Source organism: Paenibacillus sp. BGI2013 (assembly GCF_002843485.1).
Classification (GTDB): Bacteria; Bacillota; Bacilli; order Paenibacillales; family Paenibacillaceae; genus Paenibacillus; species Paenibacillus amylolyticus.
This window is the reverse complement of sequence record NZ_PJFA01000003.1, coordinates 436,239-451,548: the sequence shown is the minus strand read 5'-3', so window position 1 is coordinate 451,548 and position 15,310 is coordinate 436,239. Positions and strand designations below refer to the sequence as shown.

Below are 15,310 nucleotides of genomic sequence, written 5' to 3'. Positions count from 1 at the left end.
GGACTGCAAGCCTGTTTTTGTTATAAACCTGCACACAACAACTCAGGGAGCAGGGTCAACAATCGATCACTCGTGAGCGCATCACCCACATTCCATGTTGACTCCTCCACAGGATATACCCGTCCATTCTGCACAGCCGGAAGGGCCTGCCAACTGGGACTTTTCATCAGCATCTCTGTAGCCTGTCTTGCCACAACTTCCTCAGGCAGCATAACAAACACATGATCTCCCGCGTACTGACGTACCGCTTCAGCCGAAATTTCCTTATAGGCTCTACCTGCCGCAAGTGCTTCCTTCACTTTGGTAACTGGACTGAATCCCATTGGATGATATAACATAGGCGCCAGACCGATATTGCCCATAACAAATAATCGTGCACCCCGATGGTATGTAAATACGGATGCCGTTTCCCCCTCTTCAATCACAGTATGGATCTTCGCCCACATCTGCTCAGTACGCTCCGCATAGGAGGTTAGCCATTGTTCAGCCTGCGGTTGTCTGCCAAACCAGCTGCCCAATCTGCGCATTCGTTCTTCCAACGTGGCATGTGAATTGTAAGCAAGCGTCGGTGCAATCCGGTAAAGTTGTTCATACTGCTGTTCATTGCTGCTATCAAAAATAATCAAATCCGGCTTCATGATAACAGCGGCTTCCACATTAACCGGAGCGACCGCGTCATATGTCCGATCTTCCAGCAACTGAATGCCCAACATCAGCATATCCCCAGCGGAATCTCCGTAATACATAATTCGCTCCGGGTTTACTGGAATATTCACATCATGACCCAACCAATCTTGTACTAATGTCTGCTGCTGAATCGATCTGTCATATTGACGAGGAGATAATCCGGTCATTTGGCGAAAACGCCTGCTGAAATAATACTCATCCTTAAACCCCACGCGACTCGCTATATCCCGAAGTGGTTCATCTGATTTGCGAAGCCAGTCCTTGGCATGTTTGATGCGTACATGATTCACATAATCGAGCGGCTTGTGACCCGTGAGTTGTCTGAAAAGGGTCGTATATTGTACAGGTCTGATCTCCGCAAGTCGTGCCAGTTTCTGTACAGTGATTTCTTCAGCATAATGGTCGTCCACATACTGAATCGTACTGTGTAGCCTTGCTTCCATACTCTGTTCCGTCTTTGGAGAAGTGTACCGGGTAATGATCATCTCCATCCATTTTTGGAACTGTGCATTCAGATGGCTGTATTCAGCATCTGTTTTATAATTCCGAATGACATACATTTGCTCCAGCAGCCCACTTAACGGAGCATAGGGATAACCATTCAATTGGTTTCTGTGCTCAAATAGAGCGCGGGTAAAGAGTTCGGGATCACCCGTCAACACATGAATAACATCAAAAGCCATTATGATATATTTTAATTCCGAGTTATTACGATGTTCAATCTGGTACCCCTCTCCCGGTGAAAGCGGATAAACACATCCTGTAGTAAACGGAAACTGTTCATGCCCAATATATAAACGCCCATCCCCTTCTTCACAGATCAGGAAGGCATGTTTCTCGCAAGCAACTTCCAGCATCACCTGTTCAGGTGGTTCAATTCGACGTACCAGATGATCCAGCCGAAACATGAATGCTGAAAAGAACAACGCTCCCCCATCGGCATCCAAAGCCTGCATGTCGGTTCACCTCGTTTTTCTAAAATGAGAATAATTATCAATCATTCTGTATGGTCTGATTATAAGCGAGCAATTGTTAATAATCCAGATATGAGTTTAATCAGCAAAAAAGAGCGTTCAACGAAATGTTGAAGGCCCCTTTCACTTTTTTATAACTGCATTACTCAAAGGTGTTACTGGTGCCTTATTGGCTCGTCACCATTATTGAATCATCTGTTTTGGCAGTTCTTGTAACAGCCACTCCCTGGAAAGAGCATCACTAGAAGCTTTTACGATATTAAAACGATATACTTTTCCTTCTTTCACCGCAGGCAGGTTCTTCCAGATTGTACTATCCAGCAATTCCTTGGTGGATTGTTTCGCATCGTCGGTCACGGGATCCAAAATAAATATCCGATCACCGGCAAATTCAGATAATTTTTCAGTCGAAATCTCTACAAATCCCATGTCTTCATCCAATACTTTCTGGATTTCCGCGGTTGGCTTCAGCCCGTCTTTTCCGTATAACAACTGTGGCAATCCTGCACCTGCCATGACAAACAGACGATTCCCGGGATACATGGTGAATACCGAAGCGGTCTCCCCTTCTTTTAATCCATTCTCATGAAGTTGCGTCCACATCTCTTCCGTCGCTTTTTGATGAGCCGTAACCCATTCCTCCGCTTCTTGCTTCTTATTCAACAAATCGCCAAGGATACGCATGCGATCTTCTATTAAACCAAACGAATCAAATGTAACTGTGGGTGCGACCTTTGCGATCTGATCATATTGACCCTCGTCACTGTTGGAGAAAATAATCAGATCGGGATTCAGGTCTAACGCCTTTTCCACACTGATCGGAAATCCTACATCTTCTGCCTGAGCAACCTGATCATCAAATACGGTTCCCTCTTGACGAAGTATGCCTACAGGAACAACACCAAGCGCGAGCAGATCCCCTGTAACTTCTCCATGATAGATAACTCGCTTCGGATTTACAGGAATCTCAACTTCATGGCCAGTCCAGTCTTTGAATATTCGGGTCTCGCCCTCGTTCGTCTCTTCCGTTGCAGTTTGGATCTCTGTCGTTTCTGTGGCTGCTTTGGAATCATCTGCGCCAGCAGCAGGTGTTGCAGCCTGATTTCCACAAGCCAGTAGCAGGATGGATAACCATGTGATCGTTAATAATACTCCCGTATTTCGAATGCCCTTTTTCATTTCTATTTCTCCCCCTATATCATGTGCGTTGTGCCAGAAATTAATGATATTGATTATCATTATCGGATATTATCATAAAACATGGCTTCTCTCAGCTCAATGGACAAAACTAAATGAGCACTTTCAGTTTTGTACAATACTCTGCTCTTTGCTCCTATGTACTGTATATTCAAGTGCATTTCCCTCTATACAGCTCGGGATTGGCGTGATAAATTAATGAGAACTATTTGCCATTATTAATAACCGGAGTGATGAAAATAATGACCCAATCAGACCATACATCTGCTCGTTCAGCTTTTAAGATACCGACTTCTGATGTGATGACACAGCTTCCAACGCAATTTTTTGCTACCCTTGTTCAAAATGTAAATCGTGAAATCGCAAGTGGACATGACGTGATCAATCTGGGTCAGGGGAACCCGGATACACCTACACCACCTCATATTGTGAAAACACTGCAAGAGTCGGCTGAGAATCCCCTCTACCACAAATACTCCCCTTTTAGAGGGCACTCTTTCCTGAAGGAAGCTGTCGCCAAACGTTATAAGGAAGATTACAACGTTGATCTGAACCCCGAGACTGAAGTCGCCATTCTGTTCGGAGGAAAAACCGGATTGGTTCAGTTACCTCAGGTCCTGCTTAACCCCGGGGACACCGTTCTCGTTCCAGATCCCGGCTACCCGGATTACTGGTCTGGTGTTGCACTCGCCAAAGCAAACATGTCATTTATGCCTTTGCTGGAGTCCAATGCATTCCTGCCGGATTATGAAGCTGTTACAGCCGAAGATCGGGAGAAAGCCAAGCTGATGTTCCTGAACTATCCCAACAATCCAACGTCAGCAACGGCACCCCTTTCGTTCTACGAAGATACGGTTGAATTTGCCATTCAAAATCAAATCGTCATTGCCAGCGACTTTGCTTACGGTGCAATTGGATTTGACGGACATCGTCCCGTAAGTTTCCTGCAAGCCCCTGGTGCCAAAGAAGTGGGCATTGAATTCTATACGTTATCCAAAACGTACAATATGGCTGGATGGCGTGTTGGATTCGCGCTTGGCAATGCAGAGATTGTCTCTAAAATCAATCTGCTTCAAGATCATATCTATGTCAGTCTCTTCGGTGGAATTCAGGCTGCGGCAACGGAAGCACTTACTGGCTCTCAGGAATGTGTTACTTCGCTCGTTTCACGTTACGAATCCCGTCGCAATGCATTTTATGACGCTCTTTCCTCGATTGGCTGGCAAGCTTCGAAACCCGCAGGTTCATTCTTCAGCTGGTTACCTGTACCTCCAGGTTATACCTCCGCTTCATTTGCAGACTTGTTACTGCGAGAAGCCAAGGTAGCCGTAGCCCCAGGTATTGGTTTTGGTTCGCATGGCGAAGGCTATGTGCGCGCGGGGCTGTTAAGTGATGAAAACCGATTACGCGAAGCTGCCCAGCGGATTGGCAAGCTGAATTTATTCAAGTAATTTACAGGACGATAACCCCTTTGCATATGCCAAGTTTCCATGGTATGTTATAAGAAATATTGAACGAAACGTGATGACGGGACCAGTAAGAGAATATCAGTCGCGCCCAGAGAGTAAATTCCACCCTGCTGAAAGAATTTACCGCGGCTCTTCTCTGAAACCTACCCCTGAGCGGCCTGTTACGTGCAGGACAGTGCCTTCTGTTACAGGGCATGAAGCCGGATGATCTAATCATCAATAAAGGTGGTACCGCGGAAGTAACGAACTTTCGTCCTTTTTAACTAAAGGGCGGAAGTTTTTTTTGTACCCGCTAAAGCCTGCTCCAGAAGCACTTATTAATCATGTTTAAGGAAGTGAAACCATGACTTCACGTATTGTAGTTAAAATTGGAAGCAGCTCGCTTACAACGGAAGAAGGCGGTCTGGATCGCAGTTCGATCACTTTTTTTGCCGGAGAAATTGCAGCATTGGCTGATCAGGGCCATGAAGTACTTCTGGTCACCTCAGGAGCGGTAGCGGCCGGATTCCGGGAGATCGGTTACCCTCAGCGCCCCAAACTGCTACATGAGAAACAAGCCGCAGCGGCCGTTGGGCAGGCATTACTGATGCAGGCATATCAACAGGCTTTTGCAGCGCACCGCGTTACTACGGCGCAAATTCTGTTAACTCGTACAGACTTTCACAGTCGTAAACGCATGGGTAATGCAGGCATGACCGTAGAAGAGCTGCTCAAACAGCGAGTGATTCCGATTTTTAATGAGAATGATACGGTATCGGTGGACGAATTGAAGTTTGGTGATAACGATCTGTTGTCCGCATTGGTTGCAAATCTGGTGAAGGCTCAGCATCTGATCATTCTTACCGATACCAACGGCCTGTACACCGCAGATCCGCGTAAAGATCCTTCTGCCGTGCGTTACGACCGTATCCCCGAAATCACGGCTGAGATCTATGCTTTTGCCGGTGGTTCAGGATCATCGGTTGGTACAGGTGGAATGCGATCCAAAGTAGATGCAGCTAAGGTAGCTACACGTGGAGGCGTACCTGTATTTGTGGGAAGTGTGAAAGAACCCGGAGATATGCAGAAGGCGGTTGATGGCACGGGCAAAGGAACTTACTTTGAGACACGACTCGCTTCGTTATCCCGTAAAAAGCAGTGGCTTGGCTTCATGTCTACTCCGCTGGGAACCGTCGTTGTAGATGATGGTGCTGAAGAAGCACTTGTCCATGGGGGGCACAGTCTTCTACCTGTAGGGGTCAAGCGGGTACTGGGAACGTTCCACGCCGGAGACGTCGTAGAGGTCATCGGAATGGATGAAACCTTGCTCGGTCGCGGTATTGTCAATTATGATGATGACCAGCTTCGACTCATTGCCGGACTTCCCAGTGGCGAAGTGATGAAACAACTCGCTAGCATCCACAGACTTGAAGTTATTCATAGAGACGAATGGATTACGTTAAAATAAACATGAAGCTATATAGTGGTTGGAATACTCAACTTTATATATATGAGGAGGAATTACGATGAGTGAAGTCAGAGAAAAAGCCAGCAAAGCCCAAGCAGCGGTTCCACAGCTGAACCGATTGAATACAGAACAGAAAAATACGGCCCTGCGTGTCATGGCAGATGCTTTGATTAAGGAGACGGATTCCATCATTACGGCAAACGCCGAAGATCTGGCACGCGGCAGAGAACAAGGCACGCCGGAATCCATGCTGGATCGTCTCGCACTTAATCCAGAGCGGATCGCAGGCATTGCTGAAGGGTTACGTCAGATTGCAGATCTGCCTGATCCAGTCGGCGAAGTGTTAGAGACATTTACCCGTCCAAACGGATTACATGTTGAAAAATTAAGAGTGCCGATTGGCCTGATTGGCATCATCTACGAAGCTCGTCCTAATGTAACTGTAGACGCAGCCGGATTATGTCTTAAAACAGGTAATGCAGTGCTTCTGCGCGGCGGTTCCTCTGCCCTGTCCTCCAATCGTAAAATTGTGGAGGTGCTGCATCAGGCACTCACAACGACAGACATGCCTGCTGATGCTTTGCAACTGGTTGAGGATGCGGATCGTGCTTCCGTGGATGAAATGCTCAAGTTGAACGGACTGCTGGACGTCATCATTCCACGCGGCGGGGCTTCTCTCATTCGTAATGTGGTTGCCAATGCAACAGTACCTGTTATTGAAACCGGGGCAGGCATCTGTCATACCTATGTAGATGAATCAGCCGATCCAGTTATGGCAGCCGAAATTGCCATCAATGCCAAGGCACAACGTCCATCCGTATGTAACTCCATGGAAACGTTGCTGCTGCATGCCGCATACGCGGAAGAGCATCTGCCTGCTCTTGCCGAGCAATTCCGTGAGGCCAATGTGGTCTTGAAAGGTTGCGACACGGTGCGCCGTCTTGTTCCTTCTGCCCTTGAGGCAACCGAGGAAGACTATGCGACCGAGTACAACGACTATATTTTAAATATCCGGGTGGTCGAGAACCTGGACGAAGCGATGCAGCACATCGCACATTACGGAACCAAACATTCCGAGTGTATCGTAACCCGGGATACAGCCCATGCAGAGCGCTTTATGCATGATGTGGATGCAGCAGCCGTCTATCACAATGCGTCCACGCGTTTCACTGACGGATTTGAATTTGGCTATGGAGCCGAAATCGGAATCAGTACCCAGAAACTGCATGCACGTGGACCGATGGGACTGCCAGCACTGACGTCAACCAAATATCGTATTACAGGCAATGGACAGATCCGTCAATAATATCCCAGCAACAGTTATATAGGAGGAACGATAAATATGAGTCAAGAGCAACAGACGTTACTACAACAGAAGATTACTTTCCACGGAGCAGGCGCGATGGCTGAAGCCATCGTGCGCGGACTGATCTCCCGCCTAGTCGTTCGTCCTCAGGATATTACGATGCTGAACCGCAGCAACCAGAAACGTCAGGAGGAGCTCAGCACCCGTTATGCTGTACATACCGGAACTGCCTCGCAATCCTTGGATCACCTTGCCTCCACTCCGGTCATTGTACTCTGTATGAAACCCAAAGATGCTGCCGCAGCGCTGCGCGAGCTTGGTCCGCTGTTATCACCTGATCAACTGATCGTATCTGTCATTGCCGGATTATCGATCCGCACGATGCAGTCCTTGCTTGGTCGTAAACAACCGATCGCGAGAACCATGCCGAACACATCCAGTACCATTGGACTCGGTGCAACGGGTCTTGCCTTTTCTGCGGAGATTACGGATGAGCAGCGCAGTACGGTGATGACTATGTTTGAAGCGGTTGGTATCGTGACCATCGTGCCTGAAGATAAACTTGAAGTGCTCACAGGGATTTCCGGAAGCGGCCCTGCTTATGTATACTATTTAATGGAGGCCATGATTGCCGCAGGTATTCGTGGTGGTTTATCCAGCCAGCAATCTCGTGATCTCACTGTTCAGACGGTGCTTGGCGCATCACGAATGGTACAACAAACCGGTTTGGAACCGATGAAGCTTCGTAGTGATGTGACATCCCCGGGAGGGGCGACCCAAGCAGCACTGAAAACGCTGGACGAAGGAGATTTCTTTGAAAATGTAATCGCAGCCGTCAACCGCTGTGCAGAGCGCTCACGGGAGATGGGAGCTGCTTTGGAAGGGGATTTAAAATGAATAACATGTGCACAGCCACATATCGTCTGCATGATGATCATGCAGACTTTCGCAAGAAGGCTCAATCCATCGCGATTGGCATGACCGTGGGCAGTTGGACTGAGTTGCCGCAAGCCCAGCGTGAAGCGATGCAGAAACATCTGGGTGAAGTAATAAGCGTTGAAGTACATGAAGCTGATGGAATGGCTGCGGGTGAGCGTTACGCCGATATTACTATCGGATATCCTGATGTTAACTTCAGTCGTGACATCCCTGCCCTGCTCGTGACGGTCTTTGGCAAAATCTCAATGGATGGCCGGATCAAATTGACAAAGCTTGGTTTCTCGGATGGTTTCCTCCGTGCATTCCCTGGACCCAAGTTTGGACTGACTGGTGTTCGTGATCTGCTTGGGGTACACGACCGTCCACTGTTAATGAGTATCTTCAAGTCAGTTATTGGGCTAAATGCAGATGAACTGCGTGAACAATTTATTCGTCAGGCCCTTGGAGGCGTTGATCTGATCAAGGATGATGAAATTCTGTTCGAGAATAAATTGACTCCCATCGAAAAAAGAGTCGAGGTCTGCATGAAAGCTGCCGAACAGGCACGCCAGGAGACTGGCAAGAAACTTCTGTATGCAACCAACCTCACAGGGCCTACATCTCGTCTGAAAGAGCAAGCTGAACGTGCCATCGGCGCAGGAGCCAATGCCTTATTGTTCAACGTATTGTCCTACGGATATGATGTCCTGCATGAACTCAGCAGTGATCCAGATATCAGTGTGCCAATTATGGCGCACCCTGCACTTGCAGGTGCACTGTATCCTTCACCACATTACGGCATCTCAGCTTCGGTTGTACTTGGCCAGTTGATGCGTCTTGCGGGTGCCGATTTGGTGCTCTTCCCTTCTCCTTATGGTTCAGTAACGATGCCGAAGGAAGAAAATATGGCAATCACAGAGCAATTACTGACAGCTGATTTTCCTGTAAGAACCAGCATGCCAGTACCCTCAGCCGGTATCCATCCAGGCCTTGTACCGCTTATTTTGCGCGACTTTGGCACGGATGTCATCGTTAATGCTGGTGGCGGTATTCATGGGCATCCTATGGGAACTGAAGCAGGCGGACGTGCATTCCTGCAAGCCATTGAGGCAGCTCAGCGTTCCATTCCACTTGCTCAGTATGCAACAGATCATCCGGAACTGAAAAGCGCACTGGATCTGTGGGGTGGCGAACGATGAGAAGTGATAAAAAAACAGTCATTTTCTGTGATTTTGACGGTACGATTACCCTCTCGGACAATATTGTAGCGATCATGAAACATTTCAAACCTGAGGGCATTGAAGCGATTATGAAAGATACGATTGAGCAGAACATCTCGCTGCGTGAAGGTGTTGGAGCCATGTTTGCTCTGTTGCCTGCATCGCAAAAAGATGAAATTGTGGAATTTGTGCTTGGACAAGCGGGGATCCGTGAAGGATTCAGCGAGTTTCTTGACTACGTTCGCAGCGAAGGGATTGAATTCAATGTAACCAGCGGTGGTATGGACTTCTTTATCGAACCCTTACTCGCGCCATTCGATATCCCTAAGGATCATGTCTATTGCAATGGAGCTGACTTCTCGGGTGAAACCATTAAGATTGAATGGCCGAATCCCTGTCAGCCTCCTTGTGAGAATGGCTGCGGCATGTGCAAAACAACCGTGATTCGTACCTTCCCGGAAGAACAATACAATCGAATCCTCATTGGAGACAGTCTGACAGACTTTGAGGGTGCAAAGATTGCCGATCTTGTCTACTCTCGCTCCATTTTGACGGACAAATGTATTGAACTTGGTGTGGACCATGTGCCATTCGCTACCTTTTACGATATCATCGAAGATATGAAACAGAAGCAAACACAAGGAGTGCTGTAAACGATGGGCTTTGAAAAGATTACATTGGAACACAAACGTCAGGTCCTTGAAGAACTGGCTGATATTAAAGCGTTGTTCGCCAGTCGTAACTGGTTCCCCGGAACAAGTGGCAATCTGTCGATGCGTGTAGGAGAGTTTGACACGGAGCAATTTTATTTTGCGGTTACCGCCTCAGGCAAAGACAAATCTCTTCGCACACCGGAAGACTTTCTTTTTGTGGACAAACACGGCAAAGCGATTGAGACAACAACGTTGAAACCAAGTGCCGAAACATTGATTCACTGCGAAATCTATCGTTTGACGGGTTGTGGTGCTGTATTCCACGTGCATACTGTGTTTAACAACCTGATCAGTGAATTCTTTGGAGCAGATGGACACGTACCGATTCAAGGAATCGAATTGATCAAGGCTTTCAACATTTGGGAAGAAAATGCGGAGATTCGTGTACCCGTCCTGCCTAACTTTGCAGATATTCCATCTATCGCTGAATTGGTGCCAGGTGTACTTGATGCCAACGTACCAGGAATTTTGCTGCGTAACCACGGCATATATGCGTGGGGCAAGGATGCTTTTGAAGCGAAACGTCATCTGGAAGCGTTCGAGTTCCTGTTCGAAGTGATGTACCGTCAACTTCTGCTGAAGGGCGCTACGAAATAGCATTCATTTATTCGAAATCAAAGCTGTACAACCAAAAACACGCCAGAGGCTGATATACATAGCCCTTGGCGTGTTTTTCTGTTATGGGATAACAGCGATTGAAAGGTTGCTCTGTCATCGTAGTGTCAGTGTAACTAATCTTTAATTCAACTTGGATCGTAAATTACAGTCGATCATCCCGATCCTTGAATAAAAAGAGACTGTCTGCTCCCTCATCATTTCGATGAGCAGCACTTTGGATACCCGTCCCCCGTTGCTTGCCAAACAGCAGTTTCAAGCCGCCAAAAATGAGCAGCAAGGATACAATGACAGTGTTCAAATAGGAACGGATCTCGTATGTCATAAATGCATTAGGGAACAGCTCATTTAGCTGTGGAATGACAAGCCGGATCGTCAGATAATATAGACCCAGCGCGGCAATCCCGAATCCAATCAGACGCTGATGGCGGGCCCAGTCCTTGAAGATCGGTTGATCAACCAAAGGCTCGCGTCCATAGCGACTGGAGCACTGGAGCCCGTCAAAGAAGCTGTAAAACCAGATCAGTGGAATCATGAACAGAAACACCGATAAGTGAAGCAGGTCGAGAACATAGATGCTGCCCAGGAACAGGAACATCAATTGCATGCCTCTTTTTTGCAATCCCAGATATAGATGACCTGCACCTGGAAAAGCGGATAGCAGCGTTGCAAGCACTTTGCTACGTCGTCCGGCTACTCTGCCCATCTCCAATTCTTCGAACAATGTCCGATCCTGCAACACCTCACCAGCCTGCTTACGATGGACATGCTGCACCGCATCAAACATGCAGTATACCCATATTACAGGCAGTATGAGTAGAAACATCAAAAATACCGATTCATTGGTGATCGAAGCCACGAAAACCATCATGGCAAATGAACCAAAGAACGCCATCAGAAACGACAATCCGCGATGTAACAATCCCAGATGAAGATGTCCCAATCCCGGAACAAATGAGAGCAAAATGGTGAAGAACCGTTCACCCTCACTGCCTTTTCGGTACATGGGTTGACCATAGGGCCCCTCGGGCATACCATACACTCCACCATGATCCTGATGTGGCTCCTCCTGCTCCATCTGTCCGAGATGCCCTTCCTGACCAGCGTATGCTTCCTTGTAAGCGGGGCCTTGATGGAGACCACCGTAATGTGCCCCATAACCTTGGTAATGAGCATCATGCAGTGAAGGGGCACGGAGCAGAACGATAATCATATCCAGCATGCTGACACACCAGAAGAATATGGCCCCCAAAGCCCCGAAAATCATCAATTCCCTCTCACTCACCAACATGGCCAGCATGAACGAGCCAACAGCTGTTCCAAAGAAAAGCAATGGATAGATTACGGCTCTTGCGGCTCGACCCCAATACATAAAACCAAGACCGGGTATCAGGTTTAATAGAAATGCGAGTAATTTGTTACGATCTGAGTGCACAGTCGTCATCCTTTCTTTTCAGGCAATGCGAAACCATTTATGGTTTAGGCTTGAGGTTATCCAGCCATGAAGTGGCTGCCTCCGTCCATTTCTCGGTAAATGACCCTCTGTGGTCGCCATCCTGGAACTTGTGATATGGTGCTACCTTGTCAAAAAGTCCAGACGAGAGGAAGATCAATGTCAAACAGGCTGCTACCGCGTAATGGAACACTTTATGATCAAGCCAGCGCCGGTTTCGCCCAGCACGGGATTTGCGTTGTACCTTGGGTGATTGAATGCCCTCAATCCGATGCATGACTGAATCCGCAAACCCTGTTGGGTCATGTAGCGGAGGCAGTTCTCCATGGATACCAAGCGCTTCCAGATAGATGTCCATCGCATCCGGATCTTCCATCAGAAGCTGTTCCATTTGGTTCGCTTGAGTTTCACTCATATGGCCTTCAATATAATCGGTCCATTGTGCAGCGGTATACTTCTCCTGTTTACTCATACCATTCATCCTCCTTCCAATTTTTTCGAATCCACTGCCGGGCACGATACAAGCGGGATTCCACAGTCTTCACAGCCACCTGTGCATCACTGGCAATCTGCTCATAATTTTTTTCGCTTAGATAATACGCAGTGATAATGTCACGATGCTGAGCAGGCAACTGATTAATTCGTTCGCGAAGTTTATCCTGACGTTCTTCACGAACGAGACGGGTAAGAACGTCTTCATCCCGTCCGGGCATATTGATTATTTTTTCTTCTCCACCCAGATCCTCAGCAGTTCGTCTGCCCAGCTTGCGTTTGGCATCAATCGCTTTGTGAAAGGCAATTCGGGTTAACCACGTTTTGAAACCTTCAGAACGGTAGTCGGGGAGAGACTTATACATCTGTATGAACGCCTCCTGAGCTGCATCCTGTGCTTCCTGATCGTTCCTGAGTACGGAATAGGCCACATGGTATACATGCTGGCTATATTTATCAATCAGAGTACGCATCTGGGATGTATCTCCTTGACGGATTTGTTCGATTACGCGCGCTTCATCAATAACTCTCCCCTCCTCTCCAATACAATAGACGACAGCTTGTGCGTTAACCCCTGCGTGATCTATCAAATTTTTGTAAAACAAAATGAAATCATTGCCTGAAAGGTTGATGTTGCTGATCACTCATCCAATCTTTAATCCAAAAAAAACAGGCACAGAATGACTTCTGGCCTGTTTCTTGTCCCTGCCTACGCTGGAATTAACGTCCACCATTACGAAACCGCTGTGTGTACGCCTTCGCGTCTTGAACGGTCTTGACACGATTGCGACTCCACTCAAGCAGGATTCGATCGATATACCGGAAATGTACTTTGCCTGCAAAAACCGCTTCCTTCAGAGCCATTAGAATCAATTCCTCTTGATAACGGTCCTGATCCAACCAGCCGGATATCGTCTCGCACTCCATTGGAGAGAGCGGACGTCCAAATTCTTTTTCAAAGATGGAGAACATGTTCCGTTCTTCCTCTTCTTTTTGAACACTGTTCGAATCTTGACGTGCTGTATTGTTACTCTGCTGCTCCGCACGGAATGCGGCTACTTCTTCAGCAGTGCACTTTGCAAGCTTGGCATATAATCCATGTAAATCATATCGCTCGTACTGGATGTCCCGTTCTTCGTCACGGTGCTCGTCAATAGCAATATACCCATCCCTCATCAGACGTTGCAACATTCTGGCAATGCCTTCAGGTGCAAGTCCCATGCGCGCCGCAAGCTCTTCAAGCGTGGGAAACTCATTGAACTCTGCCTGACGGAACCCTAGCAGTTGAATCAGAAGAAGCACTTCTGCATCTGATAGACCAAGCTGGTGATAAAAACGTAACAAGGCATACGGCAGATGGGCTGTACCCGAAGTCATGCCATAAGCTGCTCCATCCAACCAAGCTTTGGATGTGGTGTCTTCCATAGACGCTCCTCGGTTAAACATTAAGGGTACAGACGATAGAGCATACGTGGGAATGCGATTGTTTCACGTACATGATCCAATCCACAGATCCATGCTACCGTCCGCTCCAATCCCAGACCGAAACCGGAGTGAGGAACCGATCCGTATTTACGCAAATCCAGATACCATTGGTAAGCTTCATCCGAGAGATTGTGCTCCTCAAAACGTTGTTGCATCAATTCCGGATCATCGATACGCTGCGAACCGCCAATAATCTCTCCGTAGCCTTCTGGTGCAATCATATCAGCACAGAGAACAACTTCAGGACGATTTGGATCTGGTTTCATATAGAAAGCCTTGATTCCAGCAGGGTAATGCGTAATAAAGACGGGTGTATTGTACTTCTCAGCAATTGCTGTTTCGTGTGGTGCACCGAAGTCTTCTCCCCAAGGAATATCAAAGCCTTGTCCATGCAGGAATTCAATTGCTTCATCGTACGTAATACGCGGGAATGGAGCTACGATGCCTTCGAGTTTGGATACGTCACGACCGATAGATTCCAGTTCTGCACGGCAGTTTTTAACCACGGATTGAACGACATGAGCGATAAATTTCTCTTGTACGCGCAAACTTTCCTCGTGATCTACAAATGCCATTTCCGGCTCAATCATCCAGAACTCAATCAAGTGACGACGTGTTTTGGACTTCTCTGCGCGGAATGTTGGACCAAATGAATATACCTTACCCAGCGCCATGGCTGCGGCTTCCATATACAATTGACCACTTTGTGTCAGATAAGCATCTTCATCAAAGTATTTGATGTGGAACAGGTTCGTTGTTCCTTCCGCAGACGATGGTGTCAAAATCGGAGGATCAACTTGTGTGAATCCGTTACCATCAAAGAACTGCTGAACAGCGCGAATAATCTCTGCACGAATCACCATAACAGCACGTTGCTTCGTAGAACGAAGCCACAGATGACGATGGTCCATCAAGAAATCAACACCATGCTCTTTAGGCGTGATTGGATAGTTTTCAGTCAGGTGAATGATTTCAACCCCTGTAACAGTCATCTCGTAACCGGACGCACTGCGAGGTTCTTCACGAATAATACCTGTAACATACAAAGAGCTTTCTTGTGTCAAGCTCTTGGCATTGTTCCAGATCTCTTCACTAACTTCACTTTTCACAACAACCCCTTGGATATATCCGGTTCCATCACGCAGCTGCAAAAACTGAATTTTACCGCTGGAACGTTTGTTGTTAATCCAGGCACCGATTGTTACGGTTTCGCCCACATGCTCGTTCACATTACGAATTACACAATTCGTATTCATGCCCATATCTCCCCTTGGTTCCTGAATTTGAAAATGCAGCGGGCAGGCTTATGCCTGTCCTCTGCACTTCCTTGTCAT

General features: G+C 47.4%; 14 protein-coding genes. 7 read left to right on the top strand and 7 right to left on the bottom strand.

What is annotated here, in order from left to right; all coding sequences use genetic code 11:
- Nucleotides 1–20: 20 nt before the first annotated feature.
- Both CXK86_RS09460 and CXK86_RS09455 read right to left on the bottom strand, forming a co-directional pair.
- Complete coding sequence (locus CXK86_RS09460) at nucleotides 21–1,643, bottom strand: ABC transporter substrate-binding protein (protein ID WP_101313632.1); 1,623 nt, start codon at nucleotides 1,641–1,643, stop codon at nucleotides 21–23.
- A 201-nt stretch (nucleotides 1,644–1,844) separates the two neighbouring features.
- Nucleotides 1,845–2,840 carry an ABC transporter substrate-binding protein gene (locus CXK86_RS09455; protein WP_101313631.1) on the bottom strand — a complete coding sequence of 332 codons (996 nt, stop codon included), beginning with the start codon at nucleotides 2,838–2,840 and terminating at the stop codon, nucleotides 1,845–1,847.
- Nucleotides 2,841–3,100: 260 nt separating this feature from the next.
- On the opposite strand from CXK86_RS09455, the gene CXK86_RS09450 reads away from it, so the two are divergent.
- The 7 genes from CXK86_RS09450 to CXK86_RS09420 all read left to right on the top strand — a co-directional run bounded on the left by CXK86_RS09450 (nucleotide 3,101) and on the right by CXK86_RS09420 (nucleotide 10,528).
- Nucleotides 3,101–4,309, top strand: a complete 1,209-nt coding sequence (locus CXK86_RS09450; protein WP_101313630.1) for a pyridoxal phosphate-dependent aminotransferase — start codon at nucleotides 3,101–3,103, stop codon at nucleotides 4,307–4,309.
- 361 nt (nucleotides 4,310–4,670) lie between these two features.
- Nucleotides 4,671–5,774, top strand: coding sequence for a glutamate 5-kinase (gene proB, locus CXK86_RS09445; RefSeq protein ID WP_047843533.1), 1,104 nt, complete (start codon nucleotides 4,671–4,673; stop codon nucleotides 5,772–5,774).
- A 58-nt stretch (nucleotides 5,775–5,832) separates the two neighbouring features.
- Nucleotides 5,833–7,080: a glutamate-5-semialdehyde dehydrogenase gene (locus CXK86_RS09440; RefSeq protein WP_036671975.1), complete on the top strand. Its 1,248-nt coding sequence runs from the start codon at nucleotides 5,833–5,835 to the stop codon at nucleotides 7,078–7,080.
- 36 nt (nucleotides 7,081–7,116) lie between these two features.
- Entirely contained in the window at nucleotides 7,117–7,977 is an 861-nt protein-coding gene (proC, locus tag CXK86_RS09435; RefSeq protein ID WP_036671976.1) for a pyrroline-5-carboxylate reductase, read from the top strand.
- Nucleotides 7,974–9,197: a 2,3-diketo-5-methylthiopentyl-1-phosphate enolase gene (locus CXK86_RS09430; RefSeq protein WP_076250022.1), complete on the top strand. Its 1,224-nt coding sequence runs from the start codon at nucleotides 7,974–7,976 to the stop codon at nucleotides 9,195–9,197. Before proC ends, CXK86_RS09430 begins: the two co-directional genes overlap by 4 nt.
- Entirely contained in the window at nucleotides 9,194–9,871 is a 678-nt protein-coding gene (locus CXK86_RS09425; RefSeq protein WP_076250021.1) for a 2-hydroxy-3-keto-5-methylthiopentenyl-1-phosphate phosphatase, read from the top strand. Before CXK86_RS09430 ends, CXK86_RS09425 begins: the two co-directional genes overlap by 4 nt.
- A 3-nt stretch (nucleotides 9,872–9,874) precedes the next feature.
- A complete protein-coding gene (locus CXK86_RS09420) occupies nucleotides 9,875–10,528 on the top strand; it encodes a methylthioribulose 1-phosphate dehydratase (protein ID WP_076250020.1) in 654 nt (217 codons plus the stop codon).
- A 163-nt stretch (nucleotides 10,529–10,691) separates the two neighbouring features.
- On the opposite strand, the gene CXK86_RS09415 is transcribed toward CXK86_RS09420, so the two are convergent.
- From CXK86_RS09415 to asnS, 5 genes are all read right to left on the bottom strand, one after another.
- Nucleotides 10,692–11,981 (bottom strand): multi-tm2 domain protein, encoded by a 1,290-nt coding sequence (locus CXK86_RS09415; RefSeq protein WP_076250019.1) that lies wholly within the window; start codon nucleotides 11,979–11,981, stop codon nucleotides 10,692–10,694.
- A 37-nt stretch (nucleotides 11,982–12,018) separates the two neighbouring features.
- Nucleotides 12,019–12,471, bottom strand: a complete 453-nt coding sequence (locus tag CXK86_RS09410) for a hypothetical protein (RefSeq protein WP_047843538.1) — start codon at nucleotides 12,469–12,471, stop codon at nucleotides 12,019–12,021.
- Nucleotides 12,464–12,964: an RNA polymerase sigma factor gene (locus CXK86_RS09405; RefSeq protein WP_237174728.1), complete on the bottom strand. Its 501-nt coding sequence runs from the start codon at nucleotides 12,962–12,964 to the stop codon at nucleotides 12,464–12,466. The genes CXK86_RS09410 and CXK86_RS09405 overlap by 8 nt, the downstream gene beginning before the upstream one ends.
- A 247-nt stretch (nucleotides 12,965–13,211) precedes the next feature.
- Nucleotides 13,212–13,916 carry a DnaD domain-containing protein gene (locus CXK86_RS09400; protein WP_076250018.1) on the bottom strand — a complete coding sequence of 235 codons (705 nt, stop codon included), beginning with the start codon at nucleotides 13,914–13,916 and terminating at the stop codon, nucleotides 13,212–13,214.
- A 20-nt stretch (nucleotides 13,917–13,936) separates the two neighbouring features.
- Complete coding sequence (gene asnS, locus CXK86_RS09395) at nucleotides 13,937–15,232, bottom strand: asparagine--tRNA ligase (RefSeq protein ID WP_017687752.1); 1,296 nt, start codon at nucleotides 15,230–15,232, stop codon at nucleotides 13,937–13,939.
- Nucleotides 15,233–15,310: the final 78 nt, after the last annotated feature.